Genomic DNA, 13,501 nt, shown 5'->3' with positions numbered 1-13,501 from the left:
GATAATTGTGAATTGCCGTAGGTTCGATTGTAGCAGGGCTTTGAAAATTTCAACCCGTTTGTTCAAATTTTTGAAGGCTCGATCCTTAATTTTCACTCTGCGATGTCAAGCAATTTTCATGTCATTGCTAACATTATCTTTCGTGATTAATTGATTTAGATCAAAACCCACACTTGGTACTTTTCGTTAAATACGCCCACAATATCTAGTGTCTAATTTAAAAATGTATACCCTATATAGTGTGCCTGTGGGTAGCTTGTGGGTAAGGAGTGTATGTGAAACCAGTTGTGATCAAGCGAGATGGAGCTCGTGTCCCTTATAGTCGGGATCGCATTGTTGCGGCAATTGAAAGTGCTGCAGATAACAGTGAACAGGGAATCGCGGAATACGCGCAAAAAGTAGCAAATGCCGTTGAAGCGAAACTGATGGATCACGCTGACGTTCAGATACAAGAGATTCAGACACTTGTAGAAAATGAATTGATGCAAGGCTCGCAAAAAGCACTTGCACGATCGTATATTGAATATCGACACGATCGTGATATTGCTCGCGAGAAACAAAGCGTACTTAGCCAGGAAATCCAGGGCCTAATTGAACAATCTAATGCGGATTTGCTTAACGAAAACGCGAACAAAGACGGTAAAGTGATCCCAACGCAGCGCGATCTGCTTGCAGGTATCGTAGCTAAGCACTACGCCAAGACGCATATTTTGCCGCGTGATATTGTCCAAGCTCATGATTGTGGAGATATTCACTACCATGATCTCGATTACGCACCGTTCTTCCCAATGTTCAACTGTATGTTGATCGATCTTAAAGGCATGCTAACCCACGGCTTTAAGATGGGTAATGCTGAAATTGATACGCCAAAGTCGATTGCTACAGCCACTGCTGTGACCGCGCAAATTATCGCGCAGGTGGCATCACACATCTATGGTGGTACAACGATCAACCGCATTGATGAGGTATTAGAGCCCTACGTCACCAGCAGTTTCGACAAAAATCTAGAAATTGCCAAAGAGTGGGACATTCATGATCCGAAAGGGTTTGCCATGTCACGTACTGAAAAAGAGTGTTATGACGCATTTCAGTCTCTTGAGTACGAAGTCAACACGCTGCACACCGCCAATGGGCAAACGCCGTTTGTTACCTTCGGGTTTGGATTGGGTACATCGTGGCAAGCTAAGCTCATTCAAAAATCGATTCTAAAGAATCGTATTGCGGGTTTAGGTAAAAACAAAAAAACAGCGGTATTTCCTAAGCTAGTCTTTGCAATCAAAGACGGTTTAAATCATCGCGCAGAAGATCCAAACTACGAGATCAAGCAACTGGCGTTAGAATGTGCCTCTAAGCGTATGTACCCAGACATTTTAAACTACGACAAAGTCGTGGAAATTACTGGTTCATTTAAAACTCCTATGGGTTGCCGAAGCTTCTTAAACGTGTATGAAGAAAACGGTGAGATGATCCATGAAGGACGTAACAACCTCGGAGTTGTAAGCCTGAATTTGCCTCGCATCGCGATCCAATCTAAAGGGGATGAGGCTCGCTTCTACGAACTTCTTGACGAGAAACTATTAGTCGCGCGCCGTGCATTAGAAACGCGTATTACTCGTTTAGAGACCGTGAAAGCGCGCGTTGCGCCAATTCTTTACATGGAAGGGGCTTGTGGGGTTCGTTTGAAGCCTGATGACTCTGTGGCAGACATTTTCAAAAATGGCCGTGCTTCTATTTCGTTAGGTTACATCGGAATTCACGAAACCATTAATGCCATTTATGGCACTGAGACTCACGTTTACGATAATCAAGAGCTGCGAGAAAAAGCGCTCGCTGTTATTGCTTACATGAAAGAGAAAGTCGAAAAGTGGGCAGCAGAAACAGGTTATGCGTTTAGCTTGTATGGCACACCGAGTGAAAACTTGTGCAGTCGCTTCTGCCGTGTGGATGCGAAAGAGTTTGGCGTGATTGAAGGTGTTACTGACAAAGGGTACTACACTAACAGTTTCCACTTAGACGTAGAGAAAAAGGTTAACCCATACGACAAAATCGATTTTGAATTGCCGTATCCGAAGATCTCTAGTGGTGGGTTTATCTGCTACGGTGAGTTTCCAAATATGCAGCGTAACGTCGAAGCCCTAGAGGACGTGTGGGATTACAGTTATACAAGGGTCCCTTATTACGGAACCAATACGCCTATCGATGAGTGCTACGAATGTGGATTCAGTGGTGAATTTGAGTGTACGAGTAAAGGATTTACTTGCCCTAGCTGTGGCAACCACGACTCGACCAAAGTATCGGTAACACGCCGCGTATGTGGCTATTTGGGTAGCCCAGACGCGAGACCTTTTAACTTTGGTAAGCAAGAAGAAGTTAAACGTCGCGTTAAGCATCTATAAATAGCCGTGCAATATGAATAAAAAGGCGAGCTGAAGTTCGCCTTTTTTGGTTTGTGGAGTGGACATGAATTTTAGCCAATATTACTCAGTCGATGTCGTTAATGGTCCGGGCACACGAGCAACTCTGTTTGTGTCTGGGTGCATCCATCAGTGCCGTGGTTGCTACAATCAGTCAACTTGGTCTCCCGACTCGGGCGAGCTGTTTACGCGAGAGCACCAGGATCAAATTATTGCTGACCTAAACGATCCTCGGATAAAACGTCGTGGCTTGTCTTTGACGGGAGGTGATCCACTCTATCCTGGTAATTTAGAGGCTGTTTTACAGCTAGTGACCCGTGTTAAGGCGGAGTGCCCAGGGAAAGACATTTGGATGTGGAGTGGCTATTTATTATCCGAACTCAGCGAACGTCAACAGGAAGTCGTCGATTATGTTGATGTGTTGGTGGACGGCAAATTCGAGCAATCAAACGCCGATCCACGCCTAGAATGGCGGGGCAGTTCAAATCAGATCATTCACTACTTTAAGTTTGTGTGAGCGAATTGCGGATAAAACACTCAAAATAGCGCTCTAATTGTAGACATAGCAAGGCTTAGCTTGAGGTCACATAAGCTTAGTGATACGGTACTTTTATTGATATGGAATTCAAAGAGTTGTGACCGATGTTTTCTCACCTTCCAAAACCCCAGCAAGATCCAATTTTGTCGTTGTCGATCGAGTATCGACAAGACCAACGCACCGATAAAGTAGACCTAGGCATTGGTGTATACCGTAATGATGACGGTGATACGCCAATAATGGGTGCAATATCGTCGGCTCAGAAGCTGATTGCAGACACGCAAACCACCAAGTCTTACGTGGGATTAGCCGGCAGTGAACCTTTTAACCAAGCGATGTTAAGCCTTGTGTTGGGAGATAGCGACGCTATTTCTCGAAGTGCTGTGATCCAAACCCCTGGCGCCAGTGGCGCGCTGCGAATGTTAGCGGACTTGATTAAGCAGGCAGAGCCTTCTGCTCGTGTGTGGATAAGCGATCCTAGTTATGTGAATCATCAGCCTGTGATGGAAGCTGCTGGGTTAGAAGTGAAATTCTACCGCTACTTCAATACTGAGACTAAGCTTGTAGATACATCTGCGATGTTAGAAGATCTGAAGCAAGCGAACTCAAACGACGTCGTGTTGCTGCATGGATGCTGTCATAACCCTTCCGGTGCAGACATGGATATGAATGCGTGGAAAGCGGTGACCGAGCTTGCCAAGTTGCAGGGCTTTACGCCGTTTATTGATGTTGCTTACCAAGGCTTTGGAGATGGACTTGAGGAAGATGCGCAAGGTTTGCGCTACATGGTGAATGAAGTCCCAGAAGCGATGATTTCTGCTTCGTGCTCCAAAAACTTTGGTTTATATCGTGAAAGAACCGGTGTTGCCATAGTGGTGGGTAAAGAAACCCAACACGCTCAATACGCAAAGGGTAAATTACTGACGTTGGCAAGGGCTACCTATACCATGCCACCGGATCACGGTGCAGCACTGGTAGAGAAAGTGTTGAGCGATGACGTGCTTAAAAAGCAGTGGCTCGATGAATTGAACATGATGCGCGAAAGACTCACCACCTTGCGAGTCAGTTTGGTTAACGCACTCATTGCAGAAACCGGTAGTCATCGCTTCGATTTTATTGCCCAGCATAAAGGTATGTTTACATTGCTTGGGTTAACCCCAGAACAAATGACGCAACTTAAAACAGAGTGCGGTGTTTACGCGGTAGCTGATGGTCGAGTGAATATTGCAGCGTTATCTGAAAAAGACATTCCTTTTGTGGCAAAAGCGATTGCTGCAATTGCAGGACAAGAGTGATAGGAGTATTGAATGAATAAACATACATTGGTTGCCCTTACGGTTGCTTCAGTGCTCGCAGGCTGTGCTACTGCACCAAAAGAGTCCGATGAGGCGTCAATCGAAACCAACCCGCCTGTCGTCGAACAGCCAGAATACAACGATAGCGTCGTGTATGAAGAAGAAAACGATTTTCCTGAGTTTGAAATTGAACCGGTCGACGAAACCGAACCTGTTCTAGAGACTGAAGAAACAGTGAAAAAAGTGTTGCCTATCGAAGATGAAACGGGCGCGTTGATCTTAGGCAACAAAGAGTACATTTATTTACCAACTGTAGAGCGCAGCTTTACTGCCGGAGTCGACGAAGATCTCGACGTTTCGGTGATGTCTGTGTCTAATGTGACGCCTTTTGAGCGCAATGGCAAAAAATGGGTAAGCTTTACCGTTGAGCATGACGACATCAAAAGTAAGGAATTTAGCTTACCGGTTAAAAGCTGGCGTAAAGTGACCAGTGACAAGGCTGAAGATCAAGCTAAAAACAGCGAAGAAGCAGCAGATGTAGCAAAACAAGCAGTTGTAACGGCTTGGATTCAAGTAGGTAAACTGAAAGAAAATACAGACTTCTTGCTCTCAGAAGAGTCTAAACTGCCATACCCATTTATGCTAGGTAAAAGCTTTTACCGAGACTTAGCGGTTATCGATACTAGTCGCGAGTTTGTGCAGCCAAAAGCCAGCAAATAGAGTGAACACCAGTGCATTAATGAACGCAGTTGTTTTTGTGGCGTTACTGTTTAGTAGCGTCACATATGCAACCAGCGATGAACAACCCATCACCCTATTTGCTGCCTCATCATTAACGGTATTGTTACCCGAGGTGATTGACCAGTTTGAGCAGGAACATCAGGCAAAGGTTAGGGTAGTTTACGCAGGATCAGGACAGCTTGCTCGTCAGATCCAATATGGCGCACGAGCGGATCTGTTTATCTCGGCAAATAAAGAGTGGAGCGACGCTGTCTTATCTGATTCGCGATTAGTTAGTGAACTAGCGGGCAATTTTGTCAGTAATCATATGGTTGTCGTTCGGTCGAACAAGGTTCCCCCTAGTGAGCGTGATTTTGCACCAAGGGAATTGAGTTGGTGGCAACAAGAACTGTCGGGCCAGCGACTGGCCATTGGTGAACCATCATCTGTACCTGTTGGCATGTACGCGAAACAATCGTTGGCGTGGTATGGACTGTGGGATTCAATCAGTAGCCAATTGGCACCAACTAACAGCACAAGAAATGCTTTAGCCCTTGTCGAGCGGGGGCAAACCCCAATTGGGATAGTGTATGCTAGCGATGCGACTAATAGTGACGCTGTCACTATTTTAGGCCGTTTGGATGCAAAATCTCACTCTACGATCACCTATCCGATGATTCTATTAGGGAGTCATGACGACAATAGTTCTATAACTAAACTGGTTGAGTACTTTCTTTCAGCTACTGTGCAACAGCAATTTAAGCAGCAAGGGTTTGAATCATGAGCTTATCTCAGTTCGAACTTGACGCAATACTACTTAGTTTGAAAGTTGCCTTTGTGGCGCTTTGTTGGTTACTGCCACTTGGGCTAGCGTTAGGGTGGTTATTGGCACGAAAACAGTTTTTGGGTAAGAGCCTTGTTGATGCGTTGATCCACTTGCCGCTTATCCTACCACCCGTTGTCGTGGGTTATTTACTGTTGATCACATTTGGGCGCTATGGCTGGCTAGGCGATCCACTGTATCGGTATTTTGGTGTTGAGTTCGGATTCAGCTGGAAAGGAGCGGTGATCGCGTCAGTCATAGTCTCTTTACCTTTAATTGTAAGAGCAATTCGTCAAGCCATTGAGCAAGTTGATACTAAACTAGAGAAAGCCGCGCATACTTTAGGCCATTCACCTTGGCAGGTCTTTTGGAGAGTCACTTTGCCGCTAGCGTGGCCCGGCGTCATATCGGGGGCAGTACTGGCCTTTGCGAGAAGCCTAGGCGAGTTTGGTGCGACTATAACATTTGTATCCAGTATTCCCGGAGAGACTCAAACTATACCACTTGCAATGTATAACTTTGTAGAGATCCCAGGCATGGAGTATCAGGCTGCACGGCTTTGTGTTATCGCCATCGCTATAGCGCTAGGCTCAATGATTTTGTCGAATCGATTGAGTAAAAGTGTAAGGTAGTCCAATGATTTCAATTAGATTTAATCATAGATTTTCGCAAAAAACACTCTCAGTGGATTTCAGCTTTCCACAGCAAGGAATAACCGCGCTGTTTGGCCGATCTGGCAGTGGTAAAACAACCATTGCTAATATCTTAAGTGGACTCATGCTTCCTGAGCAGGGTCGGGTAATACTTGGAGAACAAGTATTGTTAGACACTGACAAAGGCATTTGTATACCGTCGTGGGCGAGATCATTTGGTGTGGTATTTCAAGAGCATCGGCTATTCCCACACCTTTCCGTTAGGCGAAACCTTTTATTCTCTAAGCACGCAATGAGCGATAAGTTGAATGAGATTTCGAGTCTATTAGGGATAGAGGAGTTGCTCGACCTTACACCGTCTGAACTGTCCGGTGGTGAACAGCAACGTGTTGCGATAGGGCGCTGTCTACTGAGCGACCCATCATTGATCATTATGGACGAACCCCTCTCATCGTTGGATCTGCCGAGACGTAGAGAGTTGATCGAATACCTCAGGAAACTTCATCAATCAATAAAAATACCGATTCTATACATTACCCATAGCATGAGTGAAATTGTTCAGTTAGCCGACTACATGGTGGTGGTGGATGATGGCGCTATTTTAACGCAAGGTGCACCTAGTGAAGTGATTGCATCGAACGCGCTTTCTGCATGGAATGATCACAACAGTCAAAGTAGCTTATTGGTTGGAAAAGTGAGCCGCGATGCCAACGAGTTTGGCTTTGTACCCGTAACCTTGCCAAATGGCCAAGCTATTTGGATCAACGACAGTCATTTAACCTTCGGTGAGAATGCTCGCGTAAAAGTCGATGCAAATAACGTGTCGTTATCGTTGGAGAAGCCCGTTGCAACCTCGATTCGCAACAGTTTACACGGTCAAGTCATCGATATAGTCATTAACGACAATGGCGCGCTGGTTAAAATCTCTTTCGGACAAGATAGCGTACTTTGGGCAAATGTCAGTATTTGGGCGTTGGACGAACTGGCCATTATTAAAGGGCAATGGATCTTTGCACAAATAAAAGCCGTTAGTGTTGAGCGCTACGATGTTGCAGCGCTCGGAGAGTAGTTCAATATTACTACTTTATTGGCGGGTTTTAGCGCTTAAACACTTCAACAAATTCGGATTTTAGAATAGGGTCGCGGCGAGCCTTTTTGACCTGCTTTACCATGTCTTTAACGCAGCGCTCTAAGACGTCGTTAAGCATTGATGCTCTAGACGCTTCTTTTTGTTCATCAGACAAGTTCTGAGTTTGAGGCATGCTGTCGAACTCTTCTAATAGTTGTACGCCAGCAAACCCTTGTCCTACTGTGACGAGTGCATGGAACTGCTCAAAATTATCGACCACGTTTTGTGCACTTTTTGGTAATTGATCCCACGCTTGTTGTACCGAGGCCATCGACGCATGATGTATTGACACGAGCATATCGTGCATACCTTCAGGCACTTCATCAAACTCAATAACTTGTTTTAGCTCTGGTGATGCATCATCAATGGTTAACGTAATCTGGTTATCGCTCATAATCATTACTCTTATGGTTTTTTGGTAAGCCTAACACACCCTAATGGGAAATAGTTAGGTCTTCATTATGGGGGCTAAAATGAGACGCGGTTACGACCTTTGTCTTTAGCTCTATAAAGCGCTTTATCCGCTGCCTTGGTTACCGCAGTGGGATCACGTTCTTCTTTGCTGTCAGCAACGCCAATACTAATGGTGACTTGAACCGTCTTCACCTTATTGGATTGATTTCGTTTGCTTGTACCTACTTTATCGTCTTGGGGGCGACCATTTTTGTCTCGCAGTGATATGCGATAGTCTTCAATACTTTGGCGAAGCTCTTCCAATATCGGTTTTGCTTGTTGTTTGGTCTTGCCTTTAAACAACACTGTAAATTCTTCGCCACCGTATCGATACACTTTTGCTTGGCCCCGAGTTTGGGTCATTTTGCTCGCAACAAGTCGCAGCACCTGATCGCCAGTATCGTGACCATAGGTATCGTTAAACGATTTAAAGTGATCAATATCGAGCATTGCAATGGTGTACTTACGCCCAAGATGCTTCATCTCTGACTCTAATGCTCGGCGACCTGGTATCTCGGTTAATTGATCCACGAAGGCCAGTTCATGACTGGTTGAAATCACGTTGGCAATAGTCAGTAGTCCCGCAAGAGAGAACAACAAACTAGAAATATACGGCGTGTTAAGCGCAAAAAAAGTGCAAAAAGCGCATAGCAGCGACAAATAGATAGTAAAGTCCAACGCGCGACTGTAATAGGCGAGCAGCATGGCAGAGGTGAGTATCAATAACACTGAATAGCACACAATGATCAGTGGCAGCGTCGATACTTGAGGAACAATCAGTAAGATCCCGTCCCATAACTCTTGCTGTCCAACATCGGTATAGTGGCGAATCGTTATGGCTGCCCAACCGAGCATAAACAGCAATAACAGTGAGTACAACGCGCCGGATTGAGAAAACAATCTCTTTTCGGGGAACAGGTACACCATCATGGCAGCAACGGGCAGGATGAACGCTAGTAGCGTGTACTCTAAACGGGTGGTCCCCGTCGCAAGGGGCGTTTGCAAGCGCGTTTGAATAACCCAGTAACATACGGTCATTAGCAGGGCAATCATACCCATTCTGCCTTGGTTAAAGGTTTGGCAAATAAGAATGGCGATGGCAAATAAGATGTAAGGGAGATTTCCTACAATAGTGAAGTTGTCGCCTGCTAACGATACCAACGCATCTTTACCCAAGAATACGCCCAGTATCAACACCAAAGGTGATAACAACCTCACGAGGTTGGTTCGATTAGCAGGGAATGCAGTCATCAATTTGAGGAGAGTTACAATCTATCAATTTTGAGACATAGCATACGGTTATTCTACTGATTGCCAAGTGAAATTATGCGAAACTCCTTTATACATCACTGAAAAGAGAGTGATTCGGTTATCAAATGTACGGCAAAGGAGTGTAGTCATGCACATTGGCAATGAAGTTCACAATTATATGGAAAAAATCGTTGGGCAATTACTGGTCGAAAATCAACTCGATCAACGATATAGCGCCGATAAGTTGCAAGACATCGCCTGTATCGCATTGTCTCAACTTAGACCTATCTATATACGATTTGACGTCGACTTCATTGCGGCGTTGCCCATTCAGAAACGAGAGCACTACTTCAATCAGGCACAAATTGCGTTAGATGCTGCCGAGCGTTTAATACGCGATGATCGCCGTAAGCATCGAGAGGATGATTTTCCTGTGATCCAGAGCGAGCAGAATCGCTTGTATGACGAAGACGCTGAGTTAGAATGGTATGAGACCCCAATTGTTAAATAATCACAATAATTCAGAGGCTGTTACGTGGGATTACTTTCTAAATTTTTCGGTGGCGGTTCGACCGCACCAAAATCAACTCAAGCAGAACCTATAGAGCACAAAGGCTTTTCGATCATCGCAGAGCCCATCGCGGAGGGCGGTCAATATCGAATCGCTGGCTACATTAATAAAGGGGAAGGTGAAGAGCAAAAAACCCATCGCTTTATTCGTAGTGATGTTGTGGCCTCTAAACAAGATGCGATCGACCTAATGCAGAATAAGTCTAAGACGTTCATCGATCAGATGGGTGATTCAATATTTAATTAATCTGCATGTTTATGCTTCTTGGCCGATGTGTTTTAATGGTGGTGTGACCTCCTACTCGAGCCCAGAATTGATAAATATCATCTTTCAAAAAGCCGATAGGGGTTACTCTATCGGCTTTCTTTTTGGAATAAGATCAACTTATTGCCTAAAGTTAGCTTTGTTGCGCAGCAAAGTTGTGCTTCTAAAAATGTTAAAGCACTGGTTTGACCTCTGTGTTGTTTTTTATATGTTGTTTTTTTACATACATAACGACAGAATCAACCCTTAGTTGACGCAACATTTCACTGATTAAGTACTTTATTTACAGTGAAGACAGACAGAAACGGATAAAAATTAAAAATAGCCAATCAAATAGGATGTGATACATGCAAATTGGTGTACCAAGAGAAGTCTTAGACGGAGAAACGCGAGTCGCAGCCTCGCCAAAATCCGTTGAGCAACTCTTAAAATTAGGGTTCGACGTCGTCGTTGAATCGGGGGCTGGTGCTTTAGCCAGTTTTGACGATGCAGCTTATGTAGCCGCTGGCGCGACATCTGGAAACCATAGCGATATTTGGTCAAGTGATGTCATTCTAAAGGTAAATGCTCCTACGGATGCTGAAATTGAAGCAATTAAAGAAGGTGCAACCTTAATCAGTTTCGTGTGGCCTGCTCAAAACCCAGAGTTAATGGAGAAGCTGTCTAGCAAAAACATTAACGTAATGGCAATGGACTCTGTACCGCGTATTTCTCGCGCACAAGCCCTCGATGCATTGAGCTCAATGGCGAATATCGCCGGTTACCGTGCTGTAGTTGAAGCCGCGCATGAGTTTGGCCGATTCTTTACTGGTCAAATTACTGCGGCGGGTAAAGTACCACCCGCTAAAGTGCTTGTGGCGGGTGCGGGCGTAGCTGGTCTTGCTGCTATCGGTGCAGCTGGCAGCCTAGGTGCGATTGTTCGCTCTTTTGACGTTCGCCCTGAAGTAAAAGAGCAAGTTGAATCTATGGGTGCAGAGTTTTTGGAAGTCGATTTCCAAGAACAAGCGGGCTCTGGTGACGGCTATGCAAAAGAGATGTCTGACGATTTCAATAAAAAAGCCGCTGAGCTATACGCTGAGCAAGCGAAAGACGTCGACATTATTATCACCACAGCGCTTATCCCTGGCCGTCCTGCACCTAAGCTAATCACCAAAGAGATGGTTGATAGCATGAAGGCGGGCAGTGTCATTGTCGATCTTGCTGCTGCTAACGGCGGCAACTGTGAATATACCGTTGCGGATCAGGTTATAACGACGAGTAATGGCGTTAAGGTGGTCGGATATACGGACATGGTTGGACGCCTTCCAACTCAGTCTTCACAATTGTACGCGACAAACCTCGTTAACCTTCTAAAGCTATTGTGCAAAGAAAAAGACGGCACAGTGACGATCGATTTTGAGGACGTCGTAGTACGTGGTGTCACAGTTGTAAAAGACGGCGAAGTCACATGGCCTGCGCCGCCGATTCAGGTATCAGCACAGCCAAAAGTTGAACAAAAACCAGCCGCAGCCCCTAAAGAGGCAGTGGAAGAAGCACCAACGTCACCGATTAAAAAGGTTGTTGGTTTGGTTGCCGCAGTGGGTGCGTTTGGTTGGATCGCGTCGGTTGCACCAGCAGCGTTCCTATCGCACTTTACCGTATTCATCTTAGCCTGTGTCGTTGGTTACTATGTGGTTTGGAACGTAACACACGCACTTCACACACCATTGATGTCGGTTACTAACGCGATTTCGGGGATCATCATTGTGGGTGCATTGTTACAAATAGGTCAAGGCAACGGCGTCGTGACTTTCTTGGCATTCATTGCCGTGTTGATTGCCAGTATTAACATCTTTGGTGGCTTTACCGTTACCAAACGTATGTTAGAAATGTTCCGCAAAGATTAGGAGTAACGAATGTCTGCAGGATTAGTACAAGCAGCTTACATCGTTGCTGCTGTTTTCTTTATTATGAGCCTTGCTGGATTGTCTAAGCAAGAATCTGCGCGAGCGGGTAACTACTACGGCATCGTGGGTATGGCGATCGCGCTTATTGCGACCATCTTTAGCCCAGATGCTGGTGGTTTGACATGGGTGATCATTGCAATGGTCATTGGTGGAGCAATCGGTATTCACTTTGCACGTAAAGTTGAAATGACCGAAATGCCAGAGTTAGTCGCGATACTTCACAGCTTTGTGGGTATGGCTGCTGTGTTAGTGGGCTATAACAGCTTGCTTGACGCGCCAGAAGCGGCAACTCACGCTGAGCACGTTATCCACCTTGTGGAAGTTTACTTAGGTGTATTCATCGGTGCGGTTACTTTTACAGGCTCTATCGTGGCCTTTGGTAAGTTGAGAGGGATCATTTCCTCATCACCACTCAATCTTCCGCACAAACATAAGCTCAACTTAGCGGCGATCGTCGTTTCAGCGTTCTTGTTGAACTGGTACCTAAGCAGTGATGGTGGACTTTTCCCACTTATCATCATGACGCTAATCGCGTTTGCGTTTGGTTATCACCTAGTGGCCTCAATTGGTGGCGCGGACATGCCGGTTGTGGTGTCTATGCTTAACTCATACTCTGGTTGGGCAGCCGCGGCAGCAGGTTTCATGTTAGCCAACGATCTGTTGATCGTAACCGGTGCACTGGTGGGTTCTTCAGGTGCGATCCTGTCTTACATTATGTGTAAGGCAATGAATCGCTCGTTCATCAGTGTTATTGCTGGTGGGTTTGGCCAAGAAGTGGTTATTAGTGAAGATGTAGAGCAGGGTGAACACCGTGAATCAACGGCTGAAGAAGTCGCTGACATGCTGAAAAACTCTAAATCAGTCATCATCACACCAGGATACGGTATGGCAGTTGCTCAAGCACAATACCCAGTTCATGAAATCACTGAGAAACTGCGTTCAATGGGGATTACTGTTCGCTTTGGTATCCATCCTGTTGCTGGCCGTCTTCCAGGACATATGAATGTATTGTTGGCGGAGGCGAAAGTGCCGTATGACATCGTTCTTGAAATGGACGAAATCAACGACGACTTTCCTGAAACGGACACTGTGCTCGTTATTGGCGCAAATGATACGGTTAACCCAGCGGCACTTGAGGATCCAAACAGTCCTATCGCGGGAATGCCTGTATTGGAAGTGTGGAATGCTCAAAACGTTGTCGTGTTTAAACGTTCGATGAATACCGGTTATGCTGGGGTTCAGAACCCACTGTTCTTTAAAGAAAATACCAGTATGCTATTTGGTGATGCTAAAGACTCTTGTCTACAAATAAGCGCTCACCTGTAAACAGTAGGCCGCTCAAGTACGAGCGGCCTTTTTTATCATAGCTTTATGTGACGCTGTCACGTGAATGGTTGATTTGGTGATTTCACCATTATCTTGTATATTGTGCGTCTAGGTTTAG

General features: G+C 45.4%; 13 protein-coding genes. 11 read left to right on the top strand and 2 right to left on the bottom strand.

Features of this window, described 5'->3' with window-relative positions:
- Positions 1-275 precede the first annotated feature (275 nt).
- From nrdD to modC, 7 genes are all read left to right on the top strand, one after another.
- Complete coding sequence (gene nrdD, locus JQC93_RS04765) at positions 276-2,396, top strand: anaerobic ribonucleoside-triphosphate reductase (protein WP_205157293.1); 2,121 nt, start codon at positions 276-278, stop codon at positions 2,394-2,396.
- A 64-nt stretch (positions 2,397-2,460) separates the two neighbouring features.
- Positions 2,461-2,931, top strand: coding sequence for an anaerobic ribonucleoside-triphosphate reductase-activating protein (nrdG, locus tag JQC93_RS04760; RefSeq protein WP_205157292.1), 471 nt, complete (start codon positions 2,461-2,463; stop codon positions 2,929-2,931).
- A 125-nt stretch (positions 2,932-3,056) separates the two neighbouring features.
- A complete protein-coding gene (locus tag JQC93_RS04755; protein WP_205157291.1) occupies positions 3,057-4,247 on the top strand; it encodes an amino acid aminotransferase in 1,191 nt (396 codons plus the stop codon).
- A 12-nt stretch (positions 4,248-4,259) separates the two neighbouring features.
- On the top strand, positions 4,260-4,967 hold the full coding sequence (locus JQC93_RS04750; RefSeq protein ID WP_205157290.1) for a putative ATP-dependent zinc protease: 708 nt from the start codon (positions 4,260-4,262) through the stop codon (positions 4,965-4,967).
- 19 nt (positions 4,968-4,986) lie between these two features.
- Positions 4,987-5,751 (top strand): molybdate ABC transporter substrate-binding protein, encoded by a 765-nt coding sequence (modA, locus tag JQC93_RS04745; protein WP_205157289.1) that lies wholly within the window; start codon positions 4,987-4,989, stop codon positions 5,749-5,751.
- Positions 5,748-6,422, top strand: coding sequence for a molybdate ABC transporter permease subunit (modB, locus tag JQC93_RS04740; RefSeq protein ID WP_205157288.1), 675 nt, complete (start codon positions 5,748-5,750; stop codon positions 6,420-6,422). The genes modA and modB overlap by 4 nt, the downstream gene beginning before the upstream one ends.
- 4 nt (positions 6,423-6,426) lie before the next feature.
- Complete coding sequence (gene modC / locus JQC93_RS04735) at positions 6,427-7,512, top strand: molybdenum ABC transporter ATP-binding protein (RefSeq protein WP_205157287.1); 1,086 nt, start codon at positions 6,427-6,429, stop codon at positions 7,510-7,512.
- A 28-nt stretch (positions 7,513-7,540) separates the two neighbouring features.
- On the opposite strand, the gene JQC93_RS04730 is transcribed toward modC, so the two are convergent.
- Together JQC93_RS04730 and JQC93_RS04725 are read right to left on the bottom strand one after the other, a co-directional pair.
- Positions 7,541-7,966 (bottom strand): DUF3069 domain-containing protein, encoded by a 426-nt coding sequence (locus JQC93_RS04730; protein ID WP_205157286.1) that lies wholly within the window; start codon positions 7,964-7,966, stop codon positions 7,541-7,543.
- Between the two features lie 74 nt (positions 7,967-8,040).
- Entirely contained in the window at positions 8,041-9,243 is a 1,203-nt protein-coding gene (locus JQC93_RS04725; RefSeq protein WP_328833207.1) for a GGDEF domain-containing protein, read from the bottom strand.
- A gap of 181 nt (positions 9,244-9,424) precedes the next feature.
- Here JQC93_RS04725 and JQC93_RS04720 point away from each other — a divergent pair, with 181 nt between their 5' ends.
- The 4 genes from JQC93_RS04720 to pntB all read left to right on the top strand — a co-directional run bounded on the left by JQC93_RS04720 (position 9,425) and on the right by pntB (position 13,383).
- Positions 9,425-9,787, top strand: a complete 363-nt coding sequence (locus tag JQC93_RS04720) for a late competence development ComFB family protein (RefSeq protein WP_205157284.1) — start codon at positions 9,425-9,427, stop codon at positions 9,785-9,787.
- Positions 9,788-9,811: 24 nt separating this feature from the next.
- Positions 9,812-10,093 (top strand): HlyU family transcriptional regulator, encoded by a 282-nt coding sequence (locus JQC93_RS04715; protein ID WP_205157283.1) that lies wholly within the window; start codon positions 9,812-9,814, stop codon positions 10,091-10,093.
- A gap of 365 nt (positions 10,094-10,458) precedes the next feature.
- On the top strand, positions 10,459-11,997 hold the full coding sequence (gene pntA, locus JQC93_RS04710) for a Re/Si-specific NAD(P)(+) transhydrogenase subunit alpha (protein ID WP_205157282.1): 1,539 nt from the start codon (positions 10,459-10,461) through the stop codon (positions 11,995-11,997).
- Positions 11,998-12,006: 9 nt separating this feature from the next.
- Positions 12,007-13,383: a Re/Si-specific NAD(P)(+) transhydrogenase subunit beta gene (pntB, locus tag JQC93_RS04705; RefSeq protein WP_205157281.1), complete on the top strand. Its 1,377-nt coding sequence runs from the start codon at positions 12,007-12,009 to the stop codon at positions 13,381-13,383.
- Positions 13,384-13,501 lie beyond the last annotated feature (118 nt).

It is taken from the genome of Vibrio ulleungensis, assembly GCF_016900875.1.
Lineage (GTDB): Bacteria > Pseudomonadota > Gammaproteobacteria > Enterobacterales > Vibrionaceae > Vibrio > Vibrio ulleungensis.
This window is presented reverse-complemented; position numbering and strand designations above follow the sequence as displayed.

Coding starts and splice junctions, on each gene's coding strand:
- nrdG (WP_205157292.1), top strand. CDS start 2,461: ATGAATTTTAGCCAATATTACTCAGTCGATGTCGTTAATGGTCCGGGC.
- JQC93_RS04755 (WP_205157291.1), top strand. CDS start 3,057: ATGTTTTCTCACCTTCCAAAACCCCAGCAAGATCCAATTTTGTCGTTG.
- JQC93_RS04750 (WP_205157290.1), top strand. CDS start 4,260: ATGAATAAACATACATTGGTTGCCCTTACGGTTGCTTCAGTGCTCGCA.
- modA (WP_205157289.1), top strand. CDS start 4,987: ATGAACGCAGTTGTTTTTGTGGCGTTACTGTTTAGTAGCGTCACATAT.
- modB (WP_205157288.1), top strand. CDS start 5,748: ATGAGCTTATCTCAGTTCGAACTTGACGCAATACTACTTAGTTTGAAA.
- modC (WP_205157287.1), top strand. CDS start 6,427: ATGATTTCAATTAGATTTAATCATAGATTTTCGCAAAAAACACTCTCA.
- JQC93_RS04730 (WP_205157286.1), bottom strand. CDS start 7,966: ATGAGCGATAACCAGATTACGTTAACCATTGATGATGCATCACCAGAG.
- JQC93_RS04720 (WP_205157284.1), top strand. CDS start 9,425: ATGCACATTGGCAATGAAGTTCACAATTATATGGAAAAAATCGTTGGG.
- pntA (WP_205157282.1), top strand. CDS start 10,459: ATGCAAATTGGTGTACCAAGAGAAGTCTTAGACGGAGAAACGCGAGTC.
- pntB (WP_205157281.1), top strand. CDS start 12,007: ATGTCTGCAGGATTAGTACAAGCAGCTTACATCGTTGCTGCTGTTTTC.